Consider the following 16,555-nt stretch of genomic DNA (forward strand, 5'->3'; position numbering starts at 1 on the left):
CACATATTTTTTCGTTGAGCAACATTTTTATAAAAAATAAAGACGGCTAAAACCGTCTTTAATAAATTAGTTATTATTTATATACACTGCCGAAGCTTGAAAGGGGCAGAAGCCTGAAAACAACCTTTCCGTCAACATTTTTTTCGGGAATGGGTCCGATAGCTCTGCTGTCCAAACTGCCGCCGGGGTTTCTGTTGTCGCCCAAAACGAAAACCTCGCCCTCTTTCACCGTGTACGGATAGGTGAGAGCGTGACCGATTTCGGTGGTTTTTCCCGTAATATACGGCTCGTCGAGAACTTCGCCGTCAACCGAAACGTCGTGCGTTACGGGGTCAATATCAACCGTCATACCGGCAGTTGCGATAACTCTTTTAACGTAGTGCTTGCTTGTATCTGCGGGCGGTTTTAAAATTACAATATCGCCGACTGTCGGTTTATACATAAGCTTTGTTACAAAAAGCTTGTCGCGGTCGGCAAGCGTCGGCGTCATAGACGTTCCGCTCACGTTTACGAGCGTGAAAAGAAACGCTTTTATAATGAACGCAAGAACCACTGCTATTGCAATCGACACAATCCAATCCACCGTTTCTTTCTGCCACGAATTTTTTGCAGGAGGTACTTCCTCCTCGGGAACAGCTGTTACATTTTCATTATCCAAACGAATTACCTCCTAAATTTGTAAAAATTTGCGCATAATGCATAAAATGCTATGACAAACCGAGCCGGAAAGCCATAGCATATGTTTACGCAATCAAAATTATTATTTGATTTTTTCTTTAACTTTTGCTGCCTTACCGACTCTTTCTCTGATGTAGTAAAGCTTCGCTCTTCTAACCTTACCGCTTCTTACAACCTCGATTTTTGCAATCTTGGGCGAGTTAACGGGGAACGTTCTTTCAACGCCTACGCCGTAAGAAACACGTCTTACTGTGAAAGTTTCGGAAATACCGCCGTGTTTTTTGCAGATGATTGTACCTTCAAAAATCTGAATTCTTTCACGGTTTCCTTCTGTAACCTTAACGTGAACTTTAATTGTGTCGCCGACATTAAGCTGCGGAAGGTCGTTTCTGATCTGACCTTGTGTGATGCTGTTAAGAATATCCACTTGAAATATCCTCCTTCCTTTCCAAGACGTTCGTGCAAGAAAATACGCAAAAAATGCAAAGCTTGACAGAGGACCGTCCGTTTTACCAAAATATTTTATCACAAAATAATGAACATTGCAAGTGTTTTTTTAATTTTTTTGCAAATTTTTGTTCATAATAAAAAGTGCCGACGCAAAAAAAGCCTTTTGCTTCGGCAGTTTATAATGTTGGAAATAAATTTGAAAAATTTTCAAAAAAACTGTTGACAAACGGCGAAAAAATTGATATAATCTTAAAAGTCGGCTGACAAAGCCGCTTTGTTTCGTAAGTTTGATGTTTTTTGAATTTATTTTTAAAAAACTATTGACAAGCTTTGAAATTTTTGGTATTATATATTGGTCGGCTATTTGACTACAAAAAATGATATGCGGGTGTAGTTCAACGGCTAGAATCCCAGCCTTCCAAGCTGGTTGTGTGGGTTCGATTCCCATCACCCGCTCCATTTTTAAAACGGTTTGGTTGATAAGTTCAATATTTTTAAGTTGGGGTTTGATTCCTTGGCACAGTATGCGCCTGTAGCTCAGTCGGATAGAGCAACTGCCTTCTAAGCAGTGGGTCGGGAGTTCGAATCTCTCCAGGCGCGCCACTAAAGCTTTTACCAAAAGGTATGGTGGGTATAGCTCAGCTGGTTAGAGCGCTAGATTGTGGCTCTAGAGGCCATCGGTTCGAATCCGATTACCCACCCCATTTACTTTTATGTATTGGGCTGTAGCCAAGTCGGTAAGGCACCAGATTTTGATTCTGGCATTTCGTTGGTTCGAGTCCAGCCAGCCCAGCCATTTATTTTTAAAAATTTAATACGGGCCATTAGCTCAGTCGGCAGAGCACTTGACTTTTAATCAAGGTGTCCGGAGTTCGAATCTCCGATGGCTCACCAAGTCGGAACAAGCAAAACTTGTTCCGACTTTTTTATTTCATAAAAAATCCTCATAACGCTCCGTCATTCCTCCTTTTCCGCAAAAAGGCACGATCGGCTCGTCCGTCCGCTTGTAAACGCGCTTATTTACGGCTCATTGCCAACCTTGCGCAAAAATATAAACAAAATTTGGAACTTTTTCGGCACTTGAAACGTCTAAACATTAAAGGGAGGTTTTAAAATGAAAAAATTTATTGCGGTATTCACTGCGCTGACGCTCGTTTTATCGTCGGTCTGCGCGTTTGCAATCGGCGAAAAGGCAGGGGATATATATGCGACGGACATCGTTACATATGTAAAAGGTGCGCCGATTACGTCGTACAACATAGGCGGAAAAACGGTTATTGACGCCGAAATTTTAAACTGGCACTATGCGTTTGACGTTTACTGGTATGAAAACGAACGTCTGCTCGACATAACCGACAAAGGTTTCGATTTTGTGTCGCTCCAGGCGGCGGCAGGGGACGTTGTTGAAAAAATCGACGGCAAACCCGGCGACGCGGTTGGCAGTTACTACACGACCGACATTGTGACAAAGCTCAACGGGAATGTGATTGAAAGTTACAACATCGGGGGCAGAACGGTGATTGTTGCCGAAGAAATGGCGAAATGCGGATATGACGTTGCGTGGGACGAAAATGCGCGCACGCTCAAAATTTCGTTTACGTCCGACACGTTCGCCGAGGATACCGACATCGGCAAAGTTTCGTCCACCAAGGGCGGTACTCTCGAAAAAGAAAAAACGGACTTCTATTCTATGGGAACGGTTAGAAACGGTTCGGTTATTTTCGACGGCGGAGAGCTTGACGTTGACGGAAAAATCTACCGCAGCGGCTGGCAAAACACCGCGTATATTCCGCTTGTGAAAACGCTTAACGCGATAAACGCGAAATACGAGTGGAACAACGAGGACAAAATTCTTACCGTTACATATGACGAAAATGCAAAGTTTCCGCTTAAAGACGCGAAAAACGAAGAGTGGGCATCTCTTGCGCGCGCCGGTTTTTACACCTCGTCTTTCCCGATTACGCTTTTGGTGAACGGCAAAGAATATCAGAACAGAACAGGACTTCATCAGTACCGTTTTAACGCGTCACGAAGCACGGTGAATGCTGAAATTATCGACGGCGAAGTTTACATCACAAGCAACACTTTTGCCGATTTTACGGGATATTCCACCGATGACGGCATAAATTTATACAAAAAAGTGCAGTCGTCGTTTGCCGACGAGCTTAACGCAAAAATGCCGGCAGACAAAAATTATATGTTCTCGCCGGTCAGCATAAAGCTTGCGCTGGGGCTTCTTTTGAACGGCGCGGACGGCGAAACGAAAGACGAAATCGTGAATGCGCTTGGAATTTCGGGCGTTGACAGCTTTAACGAATACAACAAAAAGCTTGCCGACACCCTCACAACAGACCAAAATTTCACGCTTGACATTGCAAATTCAATTTTCCTCAACACCGACCGCGCGGAGGGTGAATTTAAAGAGGATTACACAAATACGCTTAAAAATTATTACGGCGCAGAGCCTATGAAAGTGACCGACAAAAACGCGGTTTCGGCGGTGAACGACTGGGTTAACGAGAAAACGAAAGGTAAAATCCCGACGCTTGCAAAAAGCAACGAATACTCGGCATTTCTCGCCAATGCGATTTATTTTAAAGCAGGCTGGCAGAACGAGTTTCCCGCAAGCCGAACGGCAAAAGATACGTTTACCGATTTGAACGGCAAAAAAACCGAGATTGATTTTATGAACAACACCGAAAAATTCCGTTATTATACGGAAAACGGCGTTGAGGCGGCGGTTTTGCCGTATAAAATGTATTCGTATAACGCGGAAAGCGGAGTCGGCACACAGAGCGCGTCGAACCTCTGTATGGTGGTTGTGAAAGGCGACGGACACGGCAAAAATTTAAGCGAAATCGCGAAAAATGCGTCGGACGGCACAACACCGGTGCAGAAACTAAATTTGAAAATGCCGAAATTTGAGCTTAAATTTGAAACGCCGCTCAATAAAATGCTGATGGATTTGGGCATTAAAACGGCATTTACCAACGGCGCGGATTTGTCGAAAATGATAGACGGCAATATTTGCGTGACCGACACAATCCATAAAACGTATATCAAGGTTGACGAGAAAGGCACCGAGGCGGCCGCCGCGACGGGAATTGCGGTCGGCGTGACAAGCCTTGCGCCCGTTGAAGAACCGATTGATTTCTTCCTTGATACACCTTTCAGCTATGTTATTCTCGATACAAATTCGGGAGAAATATTGTTTATCGGACAGTATTCGTTCGCAGAATAAAAATTTGTAAAATGAAAAAAGACGGCTTTTTCCGGTCATTGGTAAAACAGTAACATCAACAGACTGTCAAGCGGAGTTGCTAAAAAACACGCATATCACTTTTTAAGGCGGTATGCGTGTTTTTGTATAAAGAAAACCACGCGATAGTCGCGTGGTTCAAAAAAGGTTAACCGATGAACAAAAATCCTTCTATGCGTTATAATAAGATTGACCTGTCAGTCAATAATAAAAACACATAGGAGGATTTTATCTATGGTCGGAGTGACAGGACTTGAACCTGACAAATTTACTTATATATAGCACAAAAATTAAATTCCGACAACATTTTGACAACTAAAATTGAAAGTCATTTAGTTTTTTACGAGTTTCTTCTTTTCTCGTTTCTCTGATATGGGTATATATTTGACGCGTAAGGTTTATATCGGAATGCCCCATAAGTTCCTGCGCATCTTTGATGTCGACACCTGCCTCAAACAGCATTGTCGCGTATGCGTGACGGAGCTGGTGGGCGGTTAGGTGCACATTATATTTATTTTGATAATTTTTCCACCTGCAAGAAAGCTGACGTTTTGTAAGAGGTGAGCCGTCGTCGTTGCAGAAAACAAGTCCGCTTTTATTTTTCGGAATTTTCTTTGCAAGGCGGTCGAGCAATACAACCGTTCTTTTACTGTTTTCGGTTTTTGTGCGGTTTTCTATAACGGGGCGGTTGCCGTCGTGCAGAAGATGTTTATTTATTGTAATAATCTTATCTTTAAAATTTATATCTTCATAGCTTAATGCCAGCGCCTCTGATATACGAAGTCCTGTATACAGTAAAAAATACGGGAGAAAGTCAAAACCTTTACAATGTGCGTCTACTGTTTTTATCTCCGATGTTGACGGCATTTCCCTCTCTTTTTTAGGCAAGTTTGCCGGAAGTCTTATTTCCACAGTCGGGTTTGCGTCAACGTATCTGTTAAGAACGGCATACTGAAAAATCATATTTAATATGCTTTTGTGATTTGCAATCGTCTTTTTGTAATATCCTTTTGCTATAAGCGAATTTATAAAAACATTGACTTCTGCAACCGATATGGATTTTATCGGCATTTTTCCGAACCAATCAGCAACGCGTTCATATGCTGCCGAGGTGTTTTTCCGATAATTTATATCAGACACCTTTTTGCGGTACTGTGTGTCCCATTCGTCGGCAACGGCGGAAAACGGTTTTCCTTTTTCTTCCTGCTCTTTATATTCCAGCATTTGGCGTTCAATGTCTTTTTCGGCTTTTCTTTGTGTAACCTCGGCGGAATAAAAATATATTTTTCTGCCGTTTATTGTGACAGTCTTTACATATCGGCCGTCTTTTCGTTTGGTTAACATAATTTATACATCACCCTTTATTTTTTTATTGACAAATAAAGGCGCAATATGATAAACTATACTTGTATGTGTAGTATAGGTTTTGTGCCTATATTCATCTTCAATCCCTTTTTGCAGCTGCAACTGCGGAAGGGGATATTTTTATTGTGTTATTTAAACAATTTAAACAAATCTCCAATACCGAAAGAAGTTTTATTATAAACTTTGTTGTATGCGGCCTTTTTAGGGTTTTTTATCCACCCCATCCCCTTTTTACCGTATCCGGGGATTAGAGCCTTTTTCACTGCACGTTTTGCTCTGCCGGTTGTTCTTGCCTTTAATGAACGTTTCAGCGACGGTGTTCTCAATCCGAATTTCATATTCTACACCTCAATTCATTTTATCAAACTAACGCAGATGCTCTTGTTTTTAGTTGCTCGGATAGATTGTAAATATCCGATATTTTATCTATATTATACTTCTCTTGTTTATCACCATTTGGGATAATAAGATATTTAGTGTGTTCTTTGAGGTATATGCGACAAACCCAACGAGTAACCTTATTATCAATTAAAACAGAAAAATAACTTACCGTGTCTTTATATGTAATTCGATTTAATTCAATATCATTGCCCAATATTGATTTTATAATATAGAATGACTGCAACTCTTCCGCCGTCGTTATAATTTCGTCAGCTGGTTCTATTCCGGTAATTTCCTCGGTTTCCTCTTCGGCTGGTGTTTCGCTATTAAGCGCCGTTTTAATCTTGTCATTTACAATCTCATTTATATACGCAGAAATCGACTTCTTAACAAGCGGTTTAAACTTGTCAACAACGTTTTGCAAGAGCCGTCCTTCGTAAATATCAGATGATAAAATAAGCCTTGTAAACTCATCAGAAGGAGTTGTAAACTCCCTTTTTAAAAATGCTTTAATCAATCCGCAGTATTTTAACTCCGATGCACTGTTTAATATATTATTTTTGTCAAAATTTTCTTTTGAGAATTTTTTCAGTTCTGCAATATCGCTGTCACGCAAATTCAAAAGGTCAACAGTCAAAAACGGTGTAGTATCCATTTTATTTGTTTCTTCAAGGTCGGTGTAAAATTTGTATATAACACCGTTTGTCAAGATTGCAAATTTTGCGTTTGACGTTCCGAAATATCTAAAGAGTTGTGAATCGTGCTTGTCTAATGTTTCGGTTATGCTTTTTGCTTCTATAAGGATAGTAGGTTCATTATCGAGTATAATCGCATAATCAACCTTTTCACCCTTCTTAATTCCTACGTCGGCTATGTATTCCGGCACAAACTCCATAGGATTAAACACATCATATCCGAGCATTGAGAAAAACGGCATTATGAGTGACGTTTTTGTTGCTTCTTCCGTTTTAATATTCTCTTTTAAATCTTCAATTCGACCAATAAATGATTTTATTTTTTCTTCAAACATTTTTCTAACTCCTTTTTAGAAATTTTATTCAATCGCATAACCGCATATATTTATATAATATTCAAATGCCTGCTGAACGAGTTGGCAAGTGACGTCGAGTTTATCGGCGATTTCCCAACACTCTGTATACCCGCTTTTTACGGCTGATAAAAGCCTATCAAACGGAATAAGTGTGTTTATGGTCCAGCGTTTGGCATTTTCCTCGCACTTCTCACGTATGCAATATGATTCGGTTGAGCAATAGAGCGAACCTGTTTCGCAATGTCCGATTTCGTGTGCGAGTGTTTCTTTTTCATCTATTGAATTTTTGCACATACTTTTATTTATTGCAATATGGTGAATATCGTCGTCGGTACGCACCGCTAACCCTTTTAAGGGCATAGAATTAAATTCTTGAACATCTATTTCTTTTTCTTTGGCAAGTTCAAGGAGTTTTTCATTTGTCATATGTACTCACTCCTCTTTTTTATTTTTGGATTTCAAAAATCTCACAAAATCCAATACCGCCTGCTTGTCGTCATCAGTAAGCTCTTCTGTTTCTGTATAGAGTGCGAACCGTACGCCTTCGAGTTCTTTGTCAAGGTCAACAGGTTTCGGTTCATCTTCTTCCAAGTCCATAATAAACGAAGGCGGTACTTGGAGTGCATTGGCAAGGAGTACAATTTTATCACGGCGCATATTTGCTATGTCACCGCTCTCCCAGCGGGAAACGGTTGCCTCACTAACCCCGACTTTTTTTGCTACTTCAAGCATAGTAAGACCTAATTCAATTCGTCTGTTTTTAATTTTTTCATTTATATCCATAAAATCACCTCTTGACATACTGTCGAAAATGTGCTAATATAAATGTAGAAAGGGAGCAACAATAGTTGTTTCCGCAAATAAACCGTTTATTTAAGTAAACCGTCTACTATGCAGAGTAGGCGGTTATTTCTTTATGTAAAGAATAATTATCGTTATAAGTAATGTAAAACAAATAACTTCTTCCATAGTCACACCCCCCTTTTCGGTAGGTGTCGGAAACAACCGCCGCTCCCTTAACTACAAATAGTATTGTAAAACAAAACTTGCAAAAAAGCAAGTGTTTTTTTAAGAAATATATAAAAAACTTGCAAAAAAGTATTGACAAGACAGAAAAATTATGTTATATTTAACTTACGAAAACGCAAGAAAAGAGGTGCGGACATTGTTTAATCAAAATTTACTCAAGGCAAAAATAATAGAAAAAGGTATATCTACAATAAAGCTTTGTAATGAATTGGGTATCTGCGAAGCTACATTTTATCGGAAAATATCACGAAATGGCGATTTTTCAAGATTTGAAATAAAAAAAATTACCGATACACTTGATTTGTCAGCTGAAGAAAGGGATAATATTTTTTTTGCACATTGACTTACGTAAACGCAAGGAAATTGATTGTGAGGTGATTGGAATGAGAAAAAAACTAATGGAAAGTGAAACACTGCGCGAGAAGTATTTGCACAAATACTGGCACGCAGTGGCGGTAACTACAATATCGATTTTAACTACTGTAATTGTTTTCTTAATTATTGTTTTAATTTTTATGAAGTTAATAACATAAAAATCAACGAGGTTACCAAAATCAACATAATTCAGAAAGAAGGTGAAACGAATGGAAAAGATGAAATACGCGCTTTTGCGCCGGGATATGTTTGTTCAAGGCATAACGCAAAATGACATCAGTGCGGTGCTCGGAAAATCGCAGACATATTTAACGACAAGATTTCACGGAAGCAAGTGCTTTACGATTGACGAGGGTTACAAAATACTTGATGTTTTAAAAGTACCGCGTGAAAAGCTTGCCGAATATTTTCCGTATTCGGGTTACGCGCAGTAGAAAGGAGTTTAAAAAATGACGTACATACAAATGATACTCGGCGTTTTGGTTATAGGTTCGCTGGGCGGATACGAGTGCGGAAACGCGACGTTTTTACAGGCGGTTTTTAACGCACTGGCGTTTTCGGCGCTCATCGGCTTGGTGCAGATACTGAAAATGCGCAAAAAAAGAGCCGTTGTCAAGCAACGGCAAGATAAAAATAAAGATAAGATAAACTACAACTATTATACTTGGTAAATCTCAATTTGTCAAGAGGGGAATTTTTAAACCGTGATAAAAACGGCACGCACTTTGCGGATCCGTGCACTAAAAGGACGTTTACTCCATCGCGTTCTTTGTCATAAAATCATACAAAATACGGCGTTTTGGCAAACAGCGCTGTATCTATGCATACACCCTCTTGGCAAACATTCGGCACGGTTTAAACAGTTTGTTTCGTCGGCTTTGTTCTGCAAAAAGCATAAGCTGTACAATATATTAAATTTTCAAGGAGCAAGTAAAAATGGCTGATATAATGCTTATGGGTAAAAACCCGAACTACATAGGGGCATACGATTTATACGACTTGGACGTTAAAGAAATAACTGTAACGATAAAAAACTTCCGCGAGGAAGAAGTTGTTACAAACGGCAAATCCGAGGCGTGCGCGGTGATGTATTTTGAGGAAGATTTCAAACCTATGATTGTCAACCCGACCAACAAAAAGGTACTGGCGAAACTTTTTCACTCAAAACTTACCGAAAAAATGGTCGGAAAACGGATAACAATTCATATTGAGCAGGTTAAGGCGTTCGGCAAAATTTACGACGCGCTCCGCATTAAGGACGTTTTGCCGAGAAATGTAAGCGCAAAAAAATATTACTGCGCGGACTGCGGAGGTGAGATTGCTCCGGCACACTCGATGACCGCCGAACAGATGAGCGCATACACAAGTAAAAAATACGGGCGCGCACTTTGTGAGGCGTGCGCTGTAAAAGAAAATCAAAATAAAAATAAAGGTGAGGTAAACAATGAAAACAACGAAAATCAAGATTAGGAACTTATTCGGGATATCCGAAACGGAGCTTGACGGAAAGAGCATTGAAATTACAGGTACAAACGGTGTGGGTAAAACCTCGGTAATCGATGCGGTAAGATATGCGCTCACAAATTCGTCGAACAGAGATTACATTCTCAAAAAAGGCGAAAACGAGGGCGAAATACTTATTGAAACCGACACCGGGCTTTACATAAACCGCAAAAAGAGAAGCGGACAAGCCGACTACAAGTCTGTAAAGGAAAACTGGAAAGAGATAAACTCGCCCGAAAGCTTTTTGCAAAAGCTTTTTACACCGCTTCAGATTGACCCTGTGGCATTTACGCAGATGACGAAAAACGAACAAAACAGGGTTATACTCGACCTTATAGAATTTGACTGGGATTTAAACTGGATAAAAGAAAAATTCGGCGAAATTCCCGAAAATGTAAACTACGAACAGAACATTTTGCAGGTTTTGAGCGACATTCAGTCGGAAAAGGGCGATTACTTCCAAAGACGGCAGAACATCAACCGCGATATGCGCAACAAGCTTGCATTTATTGAGGACCTTGCAAAAGACATCCCCGAAAACTACGACGCTGATTACTGGGAAAATTACGATTTGAGCGGTGCTTACAAAAAGCTTGCGGAAATAAATGCGGAAAACGGCAAAATCACACGTGCAAAGACTTTTCTCGACGGTTACAACGGAAAAATGCGCGGTATTGAGGCAGAAAAGGAAATTGCAATATCGCGGGAGGAAAAAGCTATAAACGACGAGCGCACAAGCCTTTTATCGGGCATTGAGCGAATGAAAGCTGAAATCAGAGCCTCGGAGGAAAAACTCGGCGGTCTTGAAACAAAGCTTGCCGACAAAAAAGCGCTCATAGAAAGCAGGTTTTCCGAGAGTGTTGCAAAGCTTGACGCCGACACGCGCATCGCAAATGAATATGCGTCAAAAACCGTTGCCGACACAACCGAACTTGAAGATGAAATAAACGAGGCTGACGCGATGAAAAGCCACATAAGCGATTACAGGAGAATTGTTCAGCTCCGTAGCGAAACGGACGAGCTTAAAAAACAGTCCGACAGTCTTACGGCGAAAATTGAGCTTGCGAGAACGCTTCCGGGCGAAATTTTGCAGACGGCTACAATTCCTGTTGAGGGGCTGACGGTAAAGGACGGTATTCCCCTTATAAACGGTTTGCCGGTGTCGAATTTGTCCGAGGGAGAGCAGCTTGACCTCTGCGTTGACGTTGCCCTTTCAAAACCCAATTCATTGCAGATTATACTCATTGACGGAGCGGAAAAACTATCTGACGAAAACAGGAAAAGACTGTATGAAAAATGTGCCGGCAAGGGCTTGCAGTTTATAGCGGCGCGAACCACAAACGATAACGAAATGGAGATTAAATATTTATGTTAACGAATGAAAATTATTTCTCAACCGAAAATCAGTTAAAATATATGGGCGTGTCGCAGTTCAAGGCGTTTGAAGAGTGCGAATTCGGTGCGCTTGCTGAAATTAAGGGCGAATACAAACGCGAACAAACGGTGTCAATGCTTGTGGGTTCATACGTTGACGCGCATTTTGAGGGGACGCTTGACATATTCAAGGCGAAAAACCCGCAGATATTTAAGAAAAACGGCGAACTGTTATCGCAGTATGTGCACGCGAATGAAATTATATCGCACATTGAGCGGGACAAGCTTTTTATGCAATATATGTCGGGCAAAAAGCAGGTTATTATGACGGGCGAAATTGAGGGTGTTCCCGTTAAAATAAAGATTGACTCTTACCTGCCCGACAAGATTGTAGACTTGAAAATTATGAAAGACTTTGCGCCCGTATACAAAGAGGGACAGGGAAAACTCTTATGGTTTGAGGCGTGGCGCTACGATTTGCAGGGCGCGGTGTATCAGGAAATTGTAAGACAGAACACGGGAAAAACTTTGCCGTTTTATCTTGCGGCCGCTACTAAAGAGGGCGTTCCCGACATTGACATTATAGAAATATCGCAGAGTGCGCTGGACTTTGAATTAAACCGTTTTAAAGAAAAAATTACATATTACGACGCGGTAAAAAATGGATTTATCGAGCCTCGCCGATGCGAAAGGTGCAACGCGTGCAAGGCGACAAAAATTCTTACGGAAGCGAAGAAATCGGAGGATTTGGCTGATGAATACTGTTAATTTGGTAGGACGGCTCACAAAGGATGTTGAGCTTAAACAATACGACGGGGGCAATTCTTTTGCACGCTTTTCGGTTGCGGTGCAGAGGAAATTTAAAAGCAAGTCGGGCGATTATGAGGCGGACTTCATAAACTGTGTTTCATTCGGCAAGACTGCGGAATTTTTGGAGAAATATTTTGCAAAAGGTCAATGGATAGGTATAACGGGAAAGCTTCAGTCGAAAAAGTGGGACGAGGACGGTACCACGCGCTACGGTATGGAGGTTATCGCCGACAGCGTATTTTTTACAAGCGAGAAAAGGGGCGGTTCGTCTGCATCGGACAACACATCATTTGCGCCGCAGGGTGATATAGGCTTCCCCGAAAATGCTGATGATTTGCCGTTTTAGGGGGGGTGCGCATAGATGACGATACAAATTGATACGCGCGAGAAACAAAGAGCCGTTAAACAGATAATTGCGCATTTTGACAGGTGCGGTATTAAACATTATCCGTCAAAGCTTTATGTGGGCGACTATATGAACCTTGACAATCCGAGGCTTATTATCGACAGAAAACAGAATTTATCTGAAATTTACACAAACGTATGCCAAGGACACAAAAGATTTTGCGCCGAGTTAAAACGTGCGCAGGATATGGGAATTAAAATCATTATTCTGTGCGAGCACGGTTTTGGTATAAAGAGCCTTGACGACGTGAAAAGCTGGTATAATCCGCGCCTTGACAAAACTCCCTATGCGTGGGACGGCGAGCGTTTATTCAAGGTTTTAAGCACGATTAAGGACAAATACGGTATTGATTACGTGTTTTGCGAAAAACGCGAAACAGGCGCGAAAATTGTTGAGATTTTAGGTGTTTGATATGACTGATATATTAGGCAGAATAAAAGAAAACGTAAAAATGAGCGAACTTTTGGCGAAGTACGGATTTAAAATCGAAAAGGGCGGTGCGGTATGCTGCCCTTTTCACAACGAGAAAACACCGTCGTTTAAGATTTACAAAAACGGAACCCGTTATCACTGCTTCGGATGCGGTGAAAGCGGTGACGTGGTAACCTTTGTTATGAAATATTGCGGAATTGATTTTAAACAGGCGATTGCAAGGATAAATTATGAATTTAACCTTAATTTACAGGGTGGTAAAAATCTTACCTTGAGAGAAAATGTCAAACGCAGTAAAGAAATTGCAAAGAGAAACGAATTGAAAAACCGCATTGTCCGCCTTAAAGAAGTTATTGACATTGCATATTCGCTTTTATGTAAGGCGGAAAGAAAAAGGCGCGAAAACATACCGAAAAGCAATGCGGACATAAACGAAATATATGTGCGGAGCCTGCACGAAATCGATTTATACGAATTTGAAATTTCATATTATGAAAGCGAGGTGGAAAATCTTGAACGAGAAAGTGCCGAATTATACAAAAGAGGATTTTCTGACCGGCACAAAGCCGTTTGAATGGTTATGGCAGTTTAGAGATAACAAGTTGAAATTTAAGCAGCTTACAAGCGTTATGCAGGAAAAAGCAAAGTCGGTAAAGGTGCTTAACTTTGTAGCCTTGTTAAAGGCGTATATGGAAATGGCAAATCTTGAAAGCGGTGTCGAGGGCGAGAGCGTGACAGAATTTACAAATCAGCCTGCGGAGCTTAGATGCGGACGCTGGACGGCAGACGATTTCGGAGTTACCACGACCGACAAATTCGGATTTGAGGTTGTTGCCTGCTCGCACCCTATTATGCCGGTGCAAAGACTTGTTAACATAGACACGGGACTTGAAAAACTGAAACTTGCGTTTTCAAAGGGCGGACGGTGGCGCGAAATTATCGTTGACAAAACCACGCTTGCGAGCAAAAATTCCATTACAAACCTTGCAGGTTTCGGCGTTGCGGTAAACAGCGAAAATGCAAAATATCTTGTGCAGTATCTTACCGACATTGAGGCGCTTAATTACCGCGAAATTGAAGAAGTAAACGCGGTTTCCCGTCTTGGGTGGATAGATGACTACGGATTTTCGCCGTATGTGGACAACCTCGTTTTTGATGGTGAGAACACGTTCAGACACTTTTTTGAAAGCGTCACCGAGTGCGGAAGTTATGATAAGTGGCTTGAACTTGCACTCAAAATACGAAAAGGCAGTGTGTATGCAAGACTTCTTTTGGCGGCTTCGTTCTCGTCGGTTTTGGTGCATCCCTGCGGAGGTATGCCGTTTTTCGTTCACCTTTGGGGCGGTACGGAAACGGGTAAAACCGTCGGACTTATGCTTGCCGCATCTGTTTGGGGAAATCCGAAAATAGGACGTTTTGCGCATACATTTAATGCTACATCGGTGGCACAGGAACTTCAGGCGTCGTTTGTAAACAGTCTACCCCTTATTATGGACGAATTACAGATTGTCAAGGACAAGAAAAATTTTGACAACATCATCTATATGCTTTCGGAAGGAAGTGGAAAATCGAGAGGGCAAAAAACGGGTGGCGTGCAAAAAAGCGGTGAATGGCACAACTGTATATTAACAACGGGCGAAATGCCGATAAGCAACGACAACTCCGGCGGAGGTGCTGTAAACAGAATTATTCAGCTTGATTGCAAGGATATAAAACTGTTTGACGACCCGGTACGTGTTGCGGAAACAATCAAGTTAAACTACGGGTTTGCAGGGCGTGAGTTTATTGAAACACTGTCCGAACCCGACAATATGAAATATGCAAAGGATTTGCAAAAGTGTATTTTTGAGCTTGTGGCGAACGGCGAAACAACGGAAAAGCAGGCTTTGGCGGCAAGCATTATATTAACCGCCGACCAACTTATTGACGAGTGGATTTTTAAAGACGGGCAAAAGCTTAAACTTACCGATATTGAGCCGTTTTTATCTACCAAAAAGGATGTTTCGGCAAATGAGAGGGCTCTGGCGTTTCTGTATGATTTTGTGGCGATAAACACCTCGAAATTCATAACCAGCGAAACGCTTTACGCTGCCGTACATAACGAAAAAATGCCCGAAATTTGGGGTGTGATGGACGGCGAATACACTTACATAATAAAGAGCCAGTTTGATAAAATTATGCAGAATGAGGGATATAACGCGACTGCATTTTTATCTTGGGCGAAGCAAAACGACATCATAACCTGCGAGAAAAACAAGACCACGAAGCTTAAAAGAATTTTGGGACGTGTTACAAGGTGCGTTTTTTTAAAGAACGCGAAAATGGACGAAAGCCCTGATATTATGGGAAATATTGACATTCCGTACTAATAAGGGTGTACCCTTTGTAACACCTGTAACACGCAAAATGATATACATATATATACAAAACACTATATATACCCCGAATGTAAAAATTGAGTATATGTTTGCTATATATAGAGAAAATTCAAAAATAGGTGGTACGGGTGTTACAACCGCATTACAAAAGGTTTTTTGGGTGTTACAAATGAGGTTACACAGGTGGTACAAAGTGTTACGGATTTGAATAATTAAAAAATTGGAGGAAGAAAGATGAATAAAAAATTTATATCGTTAATGATTTTAATTGTTACTATGGTTTCTTTAGTGGGTTGCAGTGAGGTTGACAAGGTTAATTACAACATATCGAAACAGGCTGACTATTTTGAATGTGAACGTAAAATTACGGTTTATAACGCCCGAACGGATAACATTATTCTTGAAGCTGAAGGTTATATGAGTATATCGAACAACAACACAAATGAACTTGTTATTACGGTTAAGACCGGTCCGAACGAATATAAAAAGAATTATGTGTATCTCAATAGCTATACGATGTATGCGGTTGAGGACATAACCGGCACACATACGGACCCTTATCACTACAAACTTTACTGGCATACAGAAGTTTTGCCCGCCGTTGAAGCAAGACCGTAAGAAAAGGAGCGATAATAATGGATAAGGTAAACGAAAAAGCAACGATATTTGATTATGCAAGGATGTGCAAATTTTATGATGATTGTGATGATTGCCCTCTGTTTCTGAAGTGTAGTGCGCTGATAGCAGAAGAACCCGACAAAGCCAACGAAATAATCCTCAAATGGTGCAAAGAACACCCTGTTGAAACAAGGCAGGATAGGCTTTTGAAGATGTTTCCGAAAGTAAGAACGTGCAATGGGGTAATAGACATTTGTCCTATAAGCTTTGGAGGGAAGTGCAGTGTTGGAAATAAATGTTGTTCTGAATGTGAAAAAGAATATTGGCTTGCGGAGGTAGACAAAAATGAGTGAATTTAATAAAAATCTATATATGGTAAAAGGTATTTTTGTGCAAGACGAAACAGAACCGATAGTAACAGGATTTTACTATATAGATGAGCACGG

The 16,555-nt window shown here is 40.9% G+C and carries 20 protein-coding genes and 5 tRNA genes; 18 read left to right on the forward strand and 7 right to left on the reverse strand.

What is annotated here, in order from left to right; translation table 11 throughout:
- Window positions 1-73: 73 nt before the first annotated feature.
- Both lepB and rplS read right to left on the reverse strand, forming a co-directional pair.
- A complete protein-coding gene (lepB, locus tag H8706_RS10115; protein ID WP_262432523.1) occupies window positions 74-658 on the reverse strand; it encodes a signal peptidase I in 585 nt (194 codons plus the stop codon).
- A gap of 102 nt (window positions 659-760) precedes the next feature.
- On the reverse strand, window positions 761-1,105 hold the full coding sequence (gene rplS, locus H8706_RS10120; RefSeq protein ID WP_178347103.1) for a 50S ribosomal protein L19: 345 nt from the start codon (window positions 1,103-1,105) through the stop codon (window positions 761-763).
- Window positions 1,106-1,512: 407 nt separating this feature from the next.
- On the opposite strand from rplS, the gene H8706_RS10125 reads away from it, so the two are divergent.
- The 6 genes from H8706_RS10125 to H8706_RS10150 all read left to right on the forward strand — a co-directional run bounded on the left by H8706_RS10125 (window position 1,513) and on the right by H8706_RS10150 (window position 4,369).
- A tRNA-Gly gene (locus tag H8706_RS10125) sits at window positions 1,513-1,587 on the forward strand.
- A 67-nt stretch (window positions 1,588-1,654) separates the two neighbouring features.
- Window positions 1,655-1,731, forward strand: a tRNA-Arg gene (locus H8706_RS10130).
- A gap of 24 nt (window positions 1,732-1,755) precedes the next feature.
- A tRNA-His gene (locus H8706_RS10135) sits at window positions 1,756-1,832 on the forward strand.
- A gap of 15 nt (window positions 1,833-1,847) precedes the next feature.
- Window positions 1,848-1,924, forward strand: a tRNA-Gln gene (locus tag H8706_RS10140).
- A 22-nt stretch (window positions 1,925-1,946) separates the two neighbouring features.
- Window positions 1,947-2,022 (forward strand) — tRNA-Lys (locus H8706_RS10145).
- Window positions 2,023-2,242: 220 nt separating this feature from the next.
- Window positions 2,243-4,369 (forward strand): serpin family protein, encoded by a 2,127-nt coding sequence (locus H8706_RS10150; RefSeq protein WP_262432524.1) that lies wholly within the window; start codon window positions 2,243-2,245, stop codon window positions 4,367-4,369.
- Between the two features lie 333 nt (window positions 4,370-4,702).
- Here H8706_RS10150 and H8706_RS10155 read toward each other — a convergent pair whose 3' ends face one another.
- The 5 genes from H8706_RS10155 to H8706_RS10175 all read right to left on the reverse strand — a co-directional run bounded on the left by H8706_RS10155 (window position 4,703) and on the right by H8706_RS10175 (window position 7,967).
- Window positions 4,703-5,731, reverse strand: coding sequence for a tyrosine-type recombinase/integrase (locus tag H8706_RS10155; RefSeq protein WP_262432525.1), 1,029 nt, complete (start codon window positions 5,729-5,731; stop codon window positions 4,703-4,705).
- 149 nt (window positions 5,732-5,880) lie between these two features.
- Complete coding sequence (locus H8706_RS10160; RefSeq protein ID WP_262432526.1) at window positions 5,881-6,090, reverse strand: hypothetical protein; 210 nt, start codon at window positions 6,088-6,090, stop codon at window positions 5,881-5,883.
- Window positions 6,091-6,113: 23 nt separating this feature from the next.
- Entirely contained in the window at window positions 6,114-7,163 is a 1,050-nt protein-coding gene (locus H8706_RS10165; protein ID WP_262432527.1) for a type I restriction endonuclease, read from the reverse strand.
- Between the two features lie 24 nt (window positions 7,164-7,187).
- Window positions 7,188-7,610 carry an ImmA/IrrE family metallo-endopeptidase gene (locus tag H8706_RS10170; RefSeq protein WP_262432528.1) on the reverse strand — a complete coding sequence of 141 codons (423 nt, stop codon included), beginning with the start codon at window positions 7,608-7,610 and terminating at the stop codon, window positions 7,188-7,190.
- Between the two features lie 6 nt (window positions 7,611-7,616).
- Window positions 7,617-7,967 carry a helix-turn-helix domain-containing protein gene (locus tag H8706_RS10175; RefSeq protein ID WP_262432529.1) on the reverse strand — a complete coding sequence of 117 codons (351 nt, stop codon included), beginning with the start codon at window positions 7,965-7,967 and terminating at the stop codon, window positions 7,617-7,619.
- A gap of 382 nt (window positions 7,968-8,349) precedes the next feature.
- Here H8706_RS10175 and H8706_RS10180 point away from each other — a divergent pair, with 382 nt between their 5' ends.
- The 12 genes from H8706_RS10180 (at window position 8,350) to H8706_RS10235 (ending at window position 16,462) form a co-directional block, all read left to right on the forward strand.
- The gene (locus H8706_RS10180) at window positions 8,350-8,556 is read left to right on the forward strand and encodes a helix-turn-helix domain-containing protein (protein ID WP_262432530.1); all 207 of its coding nucleotides are present in this window, start codon (window positions 8,350-8,352) and stop codon (window positions 8,554-8,556) included.
- A gap of 241 nt (window positions 8,557-8,797) precedes the next feature.
- Window positions 8,798-9,022 carry a helix-turn-helix domain-containing protein gene (locus H8706_RS10185; protein ID WP_262432531.1) on the forward strand — a complete coding sequence of 75 codons (225 nt, stop codon included), beginning with the start codon at window positions 8,798-8,800 and terminating at the stop codon, window positions 9,020-9,022.
- 15 nt (window positions 9,023-9,037) lie between these two features.
- Window positions 9,038-9,259: a hypothetical protein gene (locus tag H8706_RS10190; RefSeq protein WP_262432532.1), complete on the forward strand. Its 222-nt coding sequence runs from the start codon at window positions 9,038-9,040 to the stop codon at window positions 9,257-9,259.
- Window positions 9,260-9,524: 265 nt separating this feature from the next.
- A complete protein-coding gene (locus H8706_RS10195; RefSeq protein WP_262432533.1) occupies window positions 9,525-10,058 on the forward strand; it encodes a hypothetical protein in 534 nt (177 codons plus the stop codon).
- The gene (locus H8706_RS10200; protein ID WP_262432534.1) at window positions 10,033-11,466 is read left to right on the forward strand and encodes an AAA family ATPase; all 1,434 of its coding nucleotides are present in this window, start codon (window positions 10,033-10,035) and stop codon (window positions 11,464-11,466) included. Before H8706_RS10195 ends, H8706_RS10200 begins: the two co-directional genes overlap by 26 nt.
- Window positions 11,460-12,233: a PD-(D/E)XK nuclease-like domain-containing protein gene (locus tag H8706_RS10205; RefSeq protein ID WP_262432535.1), complete on the forward strand. Its 774-nt coding sequence runs from the start codon at window positions 11,460-11,462 to the stop codon at window positions 12,231-12,233. The genes H8706_RS10200 and H8706_RS10205 overlap by 7 nt, the downstream gene beginning before the upstream one ends.
- Window positions 12,220-12,621 (forward strand): single-stranded DNA-binding protein, encoded by a 402-nt coding sequence (locus tag H8706_RS10210; protein ID WP_262432536.1) that lies wholly within the window; start codon window positions 12,220-12,222, stop codon window positions 12,619-12,621. The genes H8706_RS10205 and H8706_RS10210 overlap by 14 nt, the downstream gene beginning before the upstream one ends.
- A 15-nt stretch (window positions 12,622-12,636) precedes the next feature.
- Window positions 12,637-13,092 (forward strand): ERCC4 domain-containing protein, encoded by a 456-nt coding sequence (locus tag H8706_RS10215; protein WP_262432537.1) that lies wholly within the window; start codon window positions 12,637-12,639, stop codon window positions 13,090-13,092.
- 1 nt (window position 13,093) lies between these two features.
- A complete protein-coding gene (locus H8706_RS10220) occupies window positions 13,094-13,687 on the forward strand; it encodes a CHC2 zinc finger domain-containing protein (RefSeq protein ID WP_262432538.1) in 594 nt (197 codons plus the stop codon).
- Window positions 13,626-15,482, forward strand: a complete 1,857-nt coding sequence (locus H8706_RS10225; protein ID WP_262432539.1) for a DUF927 domain-containing protein — start codon at window positions 13,626-13,628, stop codon at window positions 15,480-15,482. The genes H8706_RS10220 and H8706_RS10225 overlap by 62 nt, the downstream gene beginning before the upstream one ends.
- A gap of 243 nt (window positions 15,483-15,725) precedes the next feature.
- Window positions 15,726-16,109, forward strand: a complete 384-nt coding sequence (locus H8706_RS10230; RefSeq protein WP_262432540.1) for a beta-sandwich lipoprotein — start codon at window positions 15,726-15,728, stop codon at window positions 16,107-16,109.
- A gap of 17 nt (window positions 16,110-16,126) precedes the next feature.
- Window positions 16,127-16,462, forward strand: a complete 336-nt coding sequence (locus tag H8706_RS10235; RefSeq protein WP_262432541.1) for a hypothetical protein — start codon at window positions 16,127-16,129, stop codon at window positions 16,460-16,462.
- Window positions 16,463-16,555: the final 93 nt, after the last annotated feature.

It is taken from the genome of Qingrenia yutianensis, assembly GCF_014385105.1.
Classification (GTDB): Bacteria; Bacillota; Clostridia; order UMGS1810; family UMGS1810; genus Qingrenia; species Qingrenia yutianensis.

Coding starts and splice junctions, on each gene's coding strand:
- H8706_RS10195 (WP_262432533.1), top strand. CDS start 9,525: ATGGCTGATATAATGCTTATGGGTAAAAACCCGAACTACATAGGGGCA.
- H8706_RS10210 (WP_262432536.1), top strand. CDS start 12,220: ATGAATACTGTTAATTTGGTAGGACGGCTCACAAAGGATGTTGAGCTT.
- H8706_RS10235 (WP_262432541.1), top strand. CDS start 16,127: ATGGATAAGGTAAACGAAAAAGCAACGATATTTGATTATGCAAGGATG.
- H8706_RS10165 (WP_262432527.1), bottom strand. CDS start 7,163: ATGTTTGAAGAAAAAATAAAATCATTTATTGGTCGAATTGAAGATTTA.
- H8706_RS10205 (WP_262432535.1), top strand. CDS start 11,460: ATGTTAACGAATGAAAATTATTTCTCAACCGAAAATCAGTTAAAATAT.
- H8706_RS10155 (WP_262432525.1), bottom strand. CDS start 5,731: ATGTTAACCAAACGAAAAGACGGCCGATATGTAAAGACTGTCACAATA.
- H8706_RS10150 (WP_262432524.1), top strand. CDS start 2,243: ATGAAAAAATTTATTGCGGTATTCACTGCGCTGACGCTCGTTTTATCG.
- H8706_RS10175 (WP_262432529.1), bottom strand. CDS start 7,967: ATGGATATAAATGAAAAAATTAAAAACAGACGAATTGAATTAGGTCTT.
- H8706_RS10170 (WP_262432528.1), bottom strand. CDS start 7,610: ATGACAAATGAAAAACTCCTTGAACTTGCCAAAGAAAAAGAAATAGAT.
- H8706_RS10230 (WP_262432540.1), top strand. CDS start 15,726: ATGAATAAAAAATTTATATCGTTAATGATTTTAATTGTTACTATGGTT.
- H8706_RS10185 (WP_262432531.1), top strand. CDS start 8,798: ATGGAAAAGATGAAATACGCGCTTTTGCGCCGGGATATGTTTGTTCAA.
- H8706_RS10220 (WP_262432538.1), top strand. CDS start 13,094: ATGACTGATATATTAGGCAGAATAAAAGAAAACGTAAAAATGAGCGAA.
- H8706_RS10160 (WP_262432526.1), bottom strand. CDS start 6,090: ATGAAATTCGGATTGAGAACACCGTCGCTGAAACGTTCATTAAAGGCA.
- H8706_RS10190 (WP_262432532.1), top strand. CDS start 9,038: ATGACGTACATACAAATGATACTCGGCGTTTTGGTTATAGGTTCGCTG.
- H8706_RS10200 (WP_262432534.1), top strand. CDS start 10,033: ATGAAAACAACGAAAATCAAGATTAGGAACTTATTCGGGATATCCGAA.
- H8706_RS10215 (WP_262432537.1), top strand. CDS start 12,637: ATGACGATACAAATTGATACGCGCGAGAAACAAAGAGCCGTTAAACAG.